Origin of the sequence: Promicromonospora sp. NPDC050249 (assembly GCF_040656015.1) — a bacterium.
Lineage (GTDB): Bacteria > Actinomycetota > Actinomycetes > Actinomycetales > Cellulomonadaceae > Promicromonospora.
In genome coordinates this window covers 68,918-80,819 of record NZ_JBFAKY010000012.1, presented here as the reverse complement: position 1 = coordinate 80,819, position 11,902 = coordinate 68,918, and the positions used below count along the sequence as shown (strand labels likewise).

At 71.4% G+C, this 11,902-nt stretch carries 10 protein-coding genes; 7 read left to right on the top strand and 3 right to left on the bottom strand.

Features of this window, described 5'->3' with window-relative positions:
- Positions 1-309 (top strand): metal-sensitive transcriptional regulator, encoded by a 309-nt coding sequence (locus tag AB0I32_RS12055; protein WP_357506296.1) that lies wholly within the window; start codon positions 1-3, stop codon positions 307-309.
- A gap of 91 nt (positions 310-400) precedes the next feature.
- Here the strand turns inward: AB0I32_RS12055 and AB0I32_RS12050 are convergent, their stop codons facing one another.
- Both AB0I32_RS12050 and AB0I32_RS12045 read right to left on the bottom strand, forming a co-directional pair.
- Positions 401-895, bottom strand: a complete 495-nt coding sequence (locus AB0I32_RS12050) for a hypothetical protein (RefSeq protein WP_357506138.1) — start codon at positions 893-895, stop codon at positions 401-403.
- 5 nt (positions 896-900) lie between these two features.
- Entirely contained in the window at positions 901-1,521 is a 621-nt protein-coding gene (locus tag AB0I32_RS12045) for a TetR/AcrR family transcriptional regulator (RefSeq protein ID WP_357506136.1), read from the bottom strand.
- A gap of 114 nt (positions 1,522-1,635) precedes the next feature.
- On the opposite strand from AB0I32_RS12045, the gene AB0I32_RS12040 reads away from it, so the two are divergent.
- The 6 genes from AB0I32_RS12040 to AB0I32_RS12015 all read left to right on the top strand — a co-directional run bounded on the left by AB0I32_RS12040 (position 1,636) and on the right by AB0I32_RS12015 (position 11,047).
- Positions 1,636-2,922, top strand: a complete 1,287-nt coding sequence (locus AB0I32_RS12040) for a hypothetical protein (protein WP_357506134.1) — start codon at positions 1,636-1,638, stop codon at positions 2,920-2,922.
- 62 nt (positions 2,923-2,984) lie between these two features.
- Positions 2,985-4,919: a potassium transporter Kup gene (locus AB0I32_RS12035; RefSeq protein ID WP_357506132.1), complete on the top strand. Its 1,935-nt coding sequence runs from the start codon at positions 2,985-2,987 to the stop codon at positions 4,917-4,919.
- A 162-nt stretch (positions 4,920-5,081) separates the two neighbouring features.
- Positions 5,082-7,124: a heavy metal translocating P-type ATPase gene (locus AB0I32_RS12030; RefSeq protein ID WP_357506295.1), complete on the top strand. Its 2,043-nt coding sequence runs from the start codon at positions 5,082-5,084 to the stop codon at positions 7,122-7,124.
- A gap of 117 nt (positions 7,125-7,241) precedes the next feature.
- Complete coding sequence (locus AB0I32_RS12025; RefSeq protein WP_357506130.1) at positions 7,242-9,530, top strand: glycoside hydrolase family 97 catalytic domain-containing protein; 2,289 nt, start codon at positions 7,242-7,244, stop codon at positions 9,528-9,530.
- Complete coding sequence (locus AB0I32_RS12020; protein ID WP_357506294.1) at positions 9,428-9,994, top strand: NPCBM/NEW2 domain-containing protein; 567 nt, start codon at positions 9,428-9,430, stop codon at positions 9,992-9,994. Before AB0I32_RS12025 ends, AB0I32_RS12020 begins: the two co-directional genes overlap by 103 nt.
- Positions 9,995-10,093: 99 nt before the next feature.
- A complete protein-coding gene (locus AB0I32_RS12015; protein WP_357506128.1) occupies positions 10,094-11,047 on the top strand; it encodes a DUF808 domain-containing protein in 954 nt (317 codons plus the stop codon).
- Here the strand turns inward: AB0I32_RS12015 and AB0I32_RS12010 are convergent.
- Positions 11,037-11,822, bottom strand: coding sequence for a GNAT family N-acetyltransferase (locus tag AB0I32_RS12010; protein ID WP_357506126.1), 786 nt, complete (start codon positions 11,820-11,822; stop codon positions 11,037-11,039). The genes AB0I32_RS12015 and AB0I32_RS12010 overlap by 11 nt on opposite strands.
- Positions 11,823-11,902 lie beyond the last annotated feature (80 nt).

Sequence of the window (11,902 nt, the reverse complement as noted above, 5' to 3'; positions counted from 1 at the left end):
ATGGTCGGAGAGGGTGACGAGCCCACCGCCCACGGCTACATCACCGACAAGGACAGGTACCTCGCACGGCTCAAGCGCATCGAGGGCCAGGCACGCGGGATCCACCGGATGGTCGACGAGGAGCAGTACTGCATCGACATCCTGACCCAGGTGTCCGCCCTCACGAAGGCGCTGGAGAGCGTCGCGCTCGGTCTGCTCGACGACCACCTCAAGCACTGCGTGGTGGACGCCGCCCGGACGGGCGGGCCCGAGGCGGACGCCAAGGTCAAGGAAGCCTCGGACGCGATAGCGCGGCTCGTCCGCTCCTGACGGGCGAACCGTTCCACCGGGTAGTGGGGCTGGTGCGGCTCACCGCGGGCGAACGTCACCGTTTGGTGGAGCCTGTTGAGACCTGTCCTGCCTACGAGTCGACGACTGCCGTTGCGGACGGGGGCTCCGCGGGCGTCTCTCCGGGCACGGACGGCTTGGTGAACCAGCCGGCGTACGTCAGCAGCAGGCCGATCGCTCCCAGGACTGCGAAGAAGGCCCGCGCCAGCAGCGTCGCGGTGGGCGAGAGCATGGTTGCGTCAACGGTTGCCTCGACGGCTGTGGGGTCGGCGATCAGGAGGAAGCCGCGCAGGGCGACGAACCAGCCGAAGGCGGAGATCGTGATCGCGAGCGGCCCGCGCCAGCTGCGGTGACCGCCGATGATGACCAGGCCCGCGCCGAGCATCAGCGCGCCGAGCATGAAGACCAGGACCGGCTGCGAGAACAGGTCGTCGACGAGCCAGATCAGATCCGGCAGACGAATCGCGTAGAGGATCGTGAACGTGGCGACGTAGGGGCCGATGACGCGGGCGAATGCCCGCGTGCGCAGCTGTGCTTCGACCGAGCCTGAGGACGTGGTCGTGGACATGGTGTCTACTCCTTGGTTGGCCGGGGCGCGCGGTGCCGTCGGGTTGCGGGTGTGAAGCCCGCTTGGTGGAGGACGGCGCGCAGGTACTGCTCGACGTCGTCCGGAGTGCTGGTGTCGGGCCGGGTGACCAGGTGCTGCCACACCGCGCCGGTGAGCACGTCCAGGAGGATCCTCGGGTCGGTGTCCGGTGGCAGCTCGCCGTTGTCCCGGGCCTGCTCGAGCACCGCCCTGCGGGCATCGCTTCGCCGGCTGCCGAACTGCATCTCGTAGGCGTCAGCGATCTCGGGGTAGTCGTCGAACGCGCCGTAGAGCCGACGCAGGAGCCCTCGCTGGAGAGGGTCGGCGAGCGCTGCAGCCCAACCGGTCAGCAGATGTTCCAGATCACGGATCTCCGGCGTCGGCGGTGGGTTGCCGTAGGCGGACTCGACAGCGGCGATCAGGAGCTGCGTCTTGTCCGGAAAACGACGGTAGACGGTCGCTCGTGTCACCCCGGCGCGCCGGGCAACCTGCTCGATGCTGGCAGCGCCCGCGCCACGCTCGATCAGCAGCTCCAGTGCCGCGTCGAGGATGGCGGTATCGGCGTCGGCGTTCCGCGGACGGCCGGGCGGACGTGCCTCGATTTCCATGTTCATTACAATACAGTGCTGTTCTGAATTGTAAACGCGCCCTAGCGCGGCGGGTCGTCATTCGCTCCCGTTTCGCTGAACGATGTCGGAACACCGCGTTGGTAGCCTCCGCGGGTGCTCCGACAGTGGTGTGCCACCCTGGTCCTGACGCTGGTCGCCGTCCTGGCCGTGACCGCGTGCGCGTACTACGACCAGGACGCTCCCGTGCGCGGCGAGCCGGCGCCGGACCCTGAGCCCACCGGCGCGCTCTACAGCCGGGTCATGCACGCGGGCGGGGACTCCGCCCCGCGGTCGTCCGTCTCGGTGTACCTGTACGACACCGAGAACGACATCAAGGCCGTGACGGCGACCATGTCGCTCGGGTTCTTCTGCGTGCTCCCCGGGCCGTTCTGCCCGCGGGCGGTGTCCGCCGAGCCCGACGAGCGCGGCCTCTGGTCGCTGCCGGAGGACGAGGTGGGTGACGCCTCCGCCGGGCTGCAGGCCACCGCGACGCTCCACGTGGACGACGCCGTCTTCGGCCCGAGCACCGTGCTCACGCTCCCGGCGTCGGACCCTGCGTCGGGCACTGACGGGCCACGCCGCGTTCCGGACCTCGTGTACTGGGAACCCGAGCTCGCTGTGACCGGCAACGAGACCGGCAAGGAGGGCCTGCTGCAGGTGAGCTGGCCGGCGGCGACAGGCGTGCCAGCGGGTAAGAAGGTCACGTACACCGTGGTGTCCGCCAGCACCGTGGAGGGCACCACGGCCGAGCCGCGCCCGCTCTCCCGGCCGACGTCCGGCACGGCCGCCCGGGTGGACGCGCGGGTATACGCCGACGCGCCCTCCGAGCTGATGGTCGTCGCGCAGACCACCACGAGGATCGACGGCGAGCGGGTCGACGCCATCTATCGCAGCGCCGGCGTCCCCCCGCCCGCCGACCTGACGCCGCCGTCCAGGGGCGCGGAGTGCCTGGCCGAGGACAAGGCCTCAGGGCGGCTCGTGCAGGCCGTGTCGCCGTGCCCGATCACGGACGGCGATGTGGAGTGGGACACCAGCGGCGTCCGGCTCCCCACCGACTGCGTCCCCGAGGCGGCTGGAGCCTCGGTGGGGCCGCCCGACGACGCGTCGAGTCCCGAGCCGAGCGCCCGCTGCGCCGCACCGGAACGCCCACGGGTCTGCGTGGTCCTCCCGGAGCCTCGGGAGGTCAGCCTGGTCGTCCTGCGGACGCCGTTCAGCCCGAGCGAGCTGACCGTGGAGCTGCTCGACGCCGAGCGACGCGCCGTGCGCAGCGGCGCCGTGGACGGAGACGCGTTCGAGGAGGTCTATCCCGTCCGGTTCCAGAGACCGGCGGAGGCCGGCGTGGTCTGCGTCCGGGACGCGTACGGGAGCGTCAGCGGCCTGAGCGAGATCTCTGTCTGGTAGCGGGGCGTCAAGAAACCGTCAACGTCGCGCGGATCGGCCAGCTCCGCCCGTAGGTTCCACTGGTGACTATCGTTCGCCGGGCGACCACCGCTGTGTCGCGGCCCGCAGATGTACTCCGCCTCGCTGTTGTCGTCGGTGCCCTCGGTGTCGTCTTCGGCGACATCGGGACCAGCCCGATCTACACCATCCAGACGATCTTCAACCCCGCCGACCCGCACCCGGTGCCGGCCACGACGGAGAACGTCTACGGCGTCGTCTCGTTGATCTTCTGGTCGGTGATGCTCATCGTCACCGTCACCTACGTGCTCCTCGCGATGCGCGTGGACAACGACGGCGAGGGCGGGATCATGGCCCTGATCACCCTCCTGCGCCGGTGGGCGGCGACCGGGCGGACCCGGGTGACCATGACGCTGGCGGGCCTCGGGCTGTTCGGGGCCGCGCTGTTCCTCGGCGACAGCATGATCACGCCGGCGATCTCGGTGCTGTCCGCGGTGGAGGGCCTCAAGATCATCAACCCTGAGTTCGAGGGCTGGATCGTCCCCGTCACCGCGGTGATCATCGTGATCTTGTTCGCCGCTCAGAAGTTCGGGACCGCGGCGGTCGGGCGGCTGTTCGGGCCGGTGATGATCACGTGGTTCGTCGCGATCGCAGCCCTTGGCGTGTGGGGGATCACGGGCGAGCCCGGGATCCTGCGGGCGCTCTCGCCCACGTACGCGCTGGGCTTCCTCGCCGGGCACTTCGACCTGGCCTTCTTCGCGCTGGCCGCGATCGTGCTGTCGGTGACCGGCGCGGAGGCCCTGTACGCCGACATGGGGCACTTCGGCCGCAGACCGATCTCCGTCGGGTGGATCTTCCTGGTGTTCCCGGCCTGCACGCTGAGCTACCTGGGTCAGGGCGCGCTGATCCTCCAGGACCGGTCGAACATCTCGGCGCCGTTCTTCCTGCTCACGCCTGACTGGGCCCTGATCCCGATGGTCGTCCTCGCGACCGCTGCCACGGTGATCGCCTCCCAGGCCGTCATCACCGGCGCGTTCTCGGTGACCGCCCAGGCCGCGCAGCTCGGCTACCTGCCCCGACTGCGGATCCTGCACACGTCGCAGTCGGCGCACGGCCAGATCTACGTCCCGTGGATCAACTGGCTGCTGATGGTCTCGGTGCTCACCCTCGTCCTCGCGTTCCGGGACTCCGCCTCGCTGGCCTACGCCTTCGGCATGGCGGTCACGGGCACCATCACGATCGCGACGATCCTGTTCTTCTACGTCGCCTGGCGGACCTGGCAGACGCCCAAGTGGTTCCTGGCGACACTGGCGGTGCTGCTGCTGACGGTCGACCTGCTGTTCCTCGCCGCCAACCTGACCAAGCTCGTCCACGGTGCCTGGCTCCCGCTGGCCATCGCGGTCACCGCCTTCACGGTCATGACGACGTGGCAGCGCGGTCGGGCGGTCGTCACGGCGAAGCGGGAGGCCATGGAGGGTTCGCTGCGTGCGTTCGTGGACGGCCTCCAGGACCGTCCTGTCCCCGTGCAGGTCGTCAGCGGCACCGCGATCTTCCTGAACCGCGGGAGCGAGACCGCGCCGCTGGCGCTGCGTTCCAACGTCGAGCACAACCATGTGCGCCACGAGCGCGTGGCGGTGGTGGCCGTGGAGATCGCTATCGTCCCGCGCGTGCCCGACGACGAGCGGGTGACCGTCGAGCACCTCGGCGAGGGCGAGGACGGCATCACGCACCTGACCGTGCGGTTCGGGTACGGCGAGCGGCCGGACGTCCCCGCCGCGCTGGCCCAGCTCGGACCGGAGGACACCGAGGGAGACCTCGACCTCGAGAACGCCACCTACTTCCTGTCCCGGATCGAGCTGCGCCTCGGCGACGAGCCGGGAATGCCCGCCTGGCGTAGGCGCCTGTTCATCGCGACGTCGTACATCACCGCCGACGCCGCCGAGCACTTCGCCCTGCCGCGCGACCGGACGGTGCTGCTGGGGTCGCACGTGGACGTGTGACTGTCGGAACACTTGACGCTGGTACCCCCTAGGGGTATATCTGGTTCCATGAACGAGCCACACCAGCACCCCGACGGGTCCCACGTCGCGACGGGTGCGCCCGCGCCGCACGAGCACGGCTCGGCCGGTCACGAGATGCACGACCAGCATGCCGCCCACGCGATGCACGACGCTCACGCGGGCCATGGTGGTCACGACGCCCACGGTGGTCACGACGCTCACGCAGGTCACGCCGGTCATGGCGGGCACGGCGACCACGTGGGCCAGTTCCGGCGGCTGTTCTGGATCATGCTCGTCCTGGCCGTACCGGTGGTCGCGTTCTCGGACATGTTCGCGATGCTCCTCGGCTACACGCTGCCCGACACGACCCTGGTGAACGCGGTATCGCCGCTGCTGGGCACCGTCATGTATGCGTGGGGCGGGTGGCCGTTCCTCACGGGGGCGGTCGGCGAGCTCCGGTCCCGCAAGCCGGGCATGATGCTGCTGATCGGGCTCGCGATCACCGTCGCGTTCGTCGCCTCCCTCGGCGCCAGCCTCGGCCTGCTCGACCACCAGCTCGACTTCTGGTGGGAGCTCGCGCTCCTGATCGTGATCATGCTGCTCGGCCACTGGATCGAGATGCGCTCGCTCGCGCAGACGACGTCCGCCCTGGACTCCCTGGCAGCGCTGCTGCCCGACGAGGCGGAGCGCGTGGACGGCGACCAGATCGTCAAGGTCTCCCCGGCCGAGCTCGTGGTGGGCGACGTCGTGGTGGTCCGGCCGGGCGGCAGCGTCCCCGCCGACGGCCGCGTCGTCGACGGGCGCGCCGAGATGGACGAGTCCATGGTGACGGGGGAGTCGCGCACCGTCCCGCGCGGTCCGGGCGAGCCCGTGACCGCCGGAACCGTCGCCACGGACTCCGGTCTGCGCGTCGAGGTCACCGCCACCGGCGACGACACGGCGCTCGCGGGTATCCAGCGGCTCGTCACCGAGGCGCAGAGCTCGTCGTCACGCGCGCAGCGCCTGGCCGACGTCGCAGCGGGCTGGCTGTTCTGGTTCGCGCTGGCCGCAGCGGCGGTCACCGCGGTCGTCTGGTCGCTCGCCGGGATGCCCGACGACGCCGTCGTCCGCACCGTCACCGTCCTCGTGATCGCGTGCCCCCACGCGCTCGGTCTCGCCATCCCGCTCGTCGTCTCCATCGCCACCGAACGGGCCGCCCGCGGCGGCGTGCTCGTCAAGGACCGCCTCGCGCTGGAGAGCATGCGCACCGTTGACACGGTGCTGTTCGACAAGACCGGCACCCTCACCAAGGGCGAACCGACGGTCGCCGCCGTCGAGCCCGCCGGTGACATCGACGGCGACACCCTGCTGGCGCTCGCCGCTGCCGCCGAGTCGGACAGCGAGCACCCGCTGGCCAGGGCAGTGGTGCGCGCGGCGCGCGAGCGCGGGCTCGCCGTCCCGCGGGCGTCGGGCTTCGCGTCCTCGCCCGCCGTGGGCGTGACCGCGACGGTCGACGGCCACGAGATCCGGGTCGGCGGCCCGCGACTGCTCGAGGAGAGCGGCCGGGACGAGCTGCACGTCGCGGACTCCTGGCGTGCCGACGGCGCGATCATCCTGCACGTCCTGCGCGACGGCGCCGTCGTCGGCGGCATCAAGCTCGCGGACGAGGTGCGCGCCGAGTCCGCTGACGCCGTCCGTCGGTTGCACGACCTGGGGGTCCAGGTGGTCATGATCACCGGCGACGCCGAGGCGGTCGCGCGGTCCGTGGCCGAGGAGATCGGCGTCGACCGGTACTTCGCGGGTGTGCGCCCCGAGGACAAGTCCGCAAAGGTCCAGCAGCTCCAGGGCGAGGGCCGGAAGGTCGCGATGGTGGGCGACGGCGTCAACGACGCCCCGGCGCTGGCGCAGGCCGACGTCGGCATCGCCATCGGCGCGGGGACCGACGTGGCCATCGCGTCCGCGGGCGTCATCCTCGCGAGCGACGACCCCCGGTCGGTCCTGTCGGTGATCGAGCTGTCCCGGGCCAGCTACCGCAAGATGAAGCAGAACCTCTGGTGGGCGGCCGGGTACAACCTGATCTCGGTGCCGCTCGCCGCCGGTGTCCTGGCGCCGGTCGGTTTCGTGCTGCCGATGTCGGTGGGGGCGGTCCTCATGTCGCTCTCGACGATCGTTGTCGCGCTGAACGCCCAGCTCCTGCGCAGGCTGGATCTCCGGCCGGGCAAGTAGCGCGACGCCCCAGGCCAATATTGCCCATATTCCCTATAAGGGTATTGACCTGGTCTGGGGTGTTCCCTACCCTGGCGGACGGCGCACCGGGCGCCCGTCGGAGTCAAGGGAGACCTCGTGAAGCTGTTCGCTGCGTCCCGTCCTGCTCTTCTTGTGGTGACAGCGGTGTCGGCGGTCGCGCTGGCGGCGAGCGGGCTGGTCCTCGGCGGGTCGGCGAGCGCCGCCCCGGCCCGCGGCCCCGCCACCGCTGACACCACCGACCCGGCCGCCGCCACGGCGTCGAGCTGGCGGGTGAACGGCCCGCGCGGCTCGGCCCTGGACGGCGTCGTGCGTCTCGACGACGACGGCGAGGTGGCGCTGGACGTCGTCGCCGACGGTGACACGGTGCTCTCGGCGACGCGCCTGGGGCTGCGGGGCAGCGACGGGGACCTCACCACCGGCCTGACGTTCGTGGAGCGGCGCGACCGCAGGGTCGCCGACTCGTACACCATGACCACGGGCAAGAGCGTGCGGCGGTCCTACGTCCACACGGAGTCGGTGTTCACGTTCGCGGACGCCGCGGGCGCCCGCCTCGGGATCGCCGTGCGGGTGTCCCGCGACGGCGTCGCCTACCGCTACCTGCTCGACGGCACGGGCGAGCACCGGGTGGACGACGAGTCGGGCGCGTGGGAGCCGGCGTCGGACGGTCCGGCCTGGATGCAGCGCTCGTACGCCGTCAACTACGAGGCCGAGTGGACCACCACGACGGCCGTGGCGGGGAACGGGGGCGGCAGCGTCGGCTTCCCGGTGCTGTTCCAGCAGGGCGACCGGTACGCGCTGGTCACCGAGGCCGACCTGCACGGCGACTACTCGGGCGCGCACCTGACGCACACGGCGGGCACGCTGCGCTACGACGTCGACCTGTTCGAGGGGCGGCCCGTCACCTCGACGGGTGCCCTGTCGACGCCGTGGCGGGTGGCGATCGTCGGTGACCTGCCCGCCGTCGTCGGCTCGAACCTGGTCGACGACCTCGCCACACCCAGCGCCCTGGACCCGGGCACCGACTGGATCAAGCCCGGCCGCTCCAGCTGGAGCTGGCTCACCGACTGGGACAGCCCGCGCGACGAGGCCCGCCAGCGCGACTTCGTCGACCTCGCCGCGCGCAACGGCTGGGAGTACGTGCTGCTCGACGAGGGCTGGAACGCGAGCTGGGTGCCGCGCACCGTCCGCTACGCCCACACCCAGGGTGTCGACGTGATCGCCTGGTTCCACAGCCGCGACCTGCGCACGCAGGAGCAGCGCGACGAGTGGCTGCCGCGCCTGAAGTCGTGGGGCGTCAGCGGCATCAAGGTCGACTTCATGGACTCCGACTCCCAGGAGATCCACCGCTGGTACGACGACGTCGCCCGCGACACCGCGCGGTACGAGCTGATGATCAACTTCCACGGCTCCGCGCTGCCCACGGGCATGCAGCGCACGTGGCCGCACATCATGAGCTACGAGTCGGTGCGCGGCATGGAGAACGGCATCAGCCCGGAGCGCAGCCTGATCGTGCCGTTCACGCGCAACGTCGTGGGGTCGATGGACTTCACGCCGGTGGTCTTCTCGCGCGACAACGACAGGACGTCCAAGGCGCAGCAGGTCGCGATGAGCGTCGCGTACGAGTCGGGCTGGCAGCACATCTCGGACAAGCCCGAGGGCTACGCGGACGAGCCGAACGCCATGCCGTTCCTGCAGAACCTCCCCACGACCTGGGACGAGGTGCGGCTGCTGAGCGGCACGCCCGGCCGGGACGCCGTGCTGGCACGCCGGTCGGGGGACCGCTGGTTCGTGGGCGGCATGCGCGCCGGCTCCGGCGAACCGCTGGCGCTCCCGCTGGAGGGCCTGACCCGCGGCAAGCGGGTGCTGGTCGACCTGCTGACGGACGACGGCGCGAACGGCGCGGCGACCGTGCACACCACTGTCCGCGCCAGGGCGGGGGAGACGCTCCAGGTGCCGACCGCGAACAACGGCGGGTTCGTGGCGGTCGTGTGCGAGGCGACCCGGCACCGCGAGTCCTGCCTGGAGCCCGTCGTGGACCGGCCGGACGCGACGCTCGCGATCGACCCCGTGGAGGCCGACGTCGAGCCGGGCGCCACCGTCGAGATGAGCGCCACGTTCACGGTCGCCGACCGAGACGTCACGAGCGTGCGGCTGACGCCGGAGCTGCCCGCGGGCTGGACCGCGGACCAGGGCACGCAGACGGTCACGCGCCTCGCCGCAGGCGAGAGCGCGGAGGTGACCTGGTCCAGGTGCCCGCCGACGGCGCCGCCGGCACGTTCGAGGTGCCGGTCGCCGTCAGCTACCAGGCGGCTGCCGACGACGGAGGGCGGGACCGCTACGTCGCGGCGAGCCAGGCCACCTACTGGGTCACGCCGCCCGCGCTGACGGGTGACCACTACGTCTCCGACCTCGACTGGCTGGAGGAGTCCAACGGCTACGGCCCGATCGAGCGCGACCGGTCCAACGGCGAGGCCGCGGGCGACGACGGTCGGCCGATCACCATCGCCGGGGTCACCTACGCCAAGGGCGTCGGCATGCACGCCACCGGCTCGCTGACCACGTGGCTCGGCGGCACGTGCACGGCGTTCCGGGCGGTGGTCGGCATCGACGACGAGGTGCTGAACAAGCCGGGCGACACCGGCGTCGGCTCGGTGCGGTTCCGCGTCTACGGCGACGGCGTCCTGCTGACCGAGACGCCGGTGCTGTCCAACGACGACGGCGGCGTCCCGCTCGACGTCGACGTCACCGGCGTGCGCCGCCTGCGCCTGGTGGCCGACGAGGGCACCGACGGCAAGAACTTCGACCACGCCGACTGGGCGGACGCCCGTGTGACGTGCGAGGAGGGCTGACCCGCCGGACCGCATGCCCACTCATCGGCCTGAGTTGCATAGGCTGCGGGTCATGACGACACATCGCTCGGAGACGGGGGCGGCGCCGTGGGTGGCCTGATGGGACTGCTGGACGACATTGCCGCGCTGGCGAAGCTGGCGGCGGCCTCGATCGACGACGTCGGGGCCGCTGCCGGCCGCGCGACGGCCAAGGCGGCGGGCGTCGTCGTGGACGACACCGCCGTGACACCGCAGTACCTGCGCAGCGTCGCGGCGCAGCGCGAGCTGCCGATCGTCTGGAAGATCGCCAAGGGCTCGATCCGCAACAAGCTGATCTTCATCCTCCCCGCAGCGCTGCTGCTGAGCCAGTTCCTGCCGTGGCTGCTGCCGATCATCCTCATGATCGGCGGCACCTACCTGGCCTACGAGGGTGCGGAGAAGATCTGGCACAAGGTCTCCGGCCACCACGACGCCGAGGTCCCAGCCACCGAGGTGAGCCCCGAGGCCGAGAAGAAGATGATCGCCGGCGCCATCCGCACCGACCTCATCCTGTCGGCCGAGATCATGGTGATCGCGCTCGCCGAGGTGGCCGACGAGCCCTTCTGGTCCCGCCTCGCGATCCTCGTGGCGGTGGCGTTCGTCATCACCATCATCGTCTACGGGATCGTCGCGGCCATCGTGAAGATGGACGACGTCGGACTGCGCCTGGCCCAGAACGACTCAGGCTTCTCCAAGACGCTGGGCCGCGGGCTCGTCAAGGCCATGCCGAGAGTGCTCGCCGTGATCTCGGTGGTCGGCACCATCGCCATGCTCTGGGTCGGCGGGCACATCCTGCTCGTCAACCTCGGCGCGGACGGCACCGGCTGGATCCCGGCACCGTACGAGTGGGTGCACCACCTCGAGGTGGCGATCCACGACGGCACCGGCGCGCTCGGTGGCACCCTCGGCTGGCTCTTCAACACGCTGTGCTCGGCGATCGTCGGCCTGATCGTCGGCGCCGCCGTGGTGGCGGTGCTCCACCTCCTGCCCTCACGCAAGAAGGATCAGGAGAAGGAGGAGCCGGTCAGCCACTGACCGGTGCGCCGGCCGGGCCGACCGGCCCGGCCGGCGTCCGCACCGAGCCGAACGCCACGCGCCGGCGCAGCGCGAAGCCCAGGTGCTCGTAGAGCCCTATCGCGTGCGTGTTGCTCGCCGCGGCGTGCATCATGGCGCGCGCGCCGCGCTCGTGGATGTGGTGGACGACGTCCAGCACGAGGCGCGTGGCCAGGCCCTGCCCGCGGTACCGCTCGTCGGTGGCGACCGCACTGATCTCGGTCCAGCCGGCGGGCTGCAGGCGCTCGCCGGCCATGGCCGCGAGGCGTCCGTCGCGCCGGATCCCGACGTACCGGCCCAGCAGGTGGGTGCGCGGCAGGAACGGCCCGGGCTGGGCGCGCGCGACGAGGTCGAGCATCTCGGGGACGTCGGCGGCGCCCAGCAGCACCGCCTCGTCATCGGGACGGCCGTGCAGGCGGTCGGTCTCGACCAGCTGCACGCCCTGGAAGGGCTCGCCGCGTACCCAGCCGGGCGGCAGCGCGACCGACTCGGGCGGCCCGGGGAAGTCGGCGTCGTACCCGACCAGGTCGATCACCGCGTCCCAGACGCCCGGGTCGTCCCAGGTCCGGACGGCGGCGAAGGGCGAGACGTCGGCGGGGTACCGGCGGGCGAGGTCGTTGCCCTCCGCAAGGTGCGCGTGCGCGCCGACGAGGGCGGACCACGCGGGGTTGTCGAGCACCGCGTAGTCGGGTGTCGCGTAGTCGGGTGCCGCGTTGCCGGGCACTGCGTTCTCGGGTGCCGCGTCGATGACGCTCATACGAGGGTTCCGTACGTGAGGTTCACGTCCATCTCCAACGGGCGCCCGGCCGGTCGCATTCCGGCCGGGCCCCCGTCATG

Bases quoted from the DNA above. Each gene is read 5' to 3' on its own strand.
- AB0I32_RS12055 (WP_357506296.1), top strand. From the start codon at position 1: ATGGTCGGAGAGGGTGACGAGCCCACCGCCCACGGCTACATCACCGAC.
- AB0I32_RS12050 (WP_357506138.1), bottom strand. From the start codon at position 895: ATGTCCACGACCACGTCCTCAGGCTCGGTCGAAGCACAGCTGCGCACG.
- AB0I32_RS12045 (WP_357506136.1), bottom strand. From the start codon at position 1,521: ATGGAAATCGAGGCACGTCCGCCCGGCCGTCCGCGGAACGCCGACGCC.
- AB0I32_RS12030 (WP_357506295.1), top strand. From the start codon at position 5,082: ATGCACGACGCTCACGCGGGCCATGGTGGTCACGACGCCCACGGTGGT.
- AB0I32_RS12015 (WP_357506128.1), top strand. From the start codon at position 10,094: ATGGGACTGCTGGACGACATTGCCGCGCTGGCGAAGCTGGCGGCGGCC.
- AB0I32_RS12010 (WP_357506126.1), bottom strand. From the start codon at position 11,822: ATGAGCGTCATCGACGCGGCACCCGAGAACGCAGTGCCCGGCAACGCG.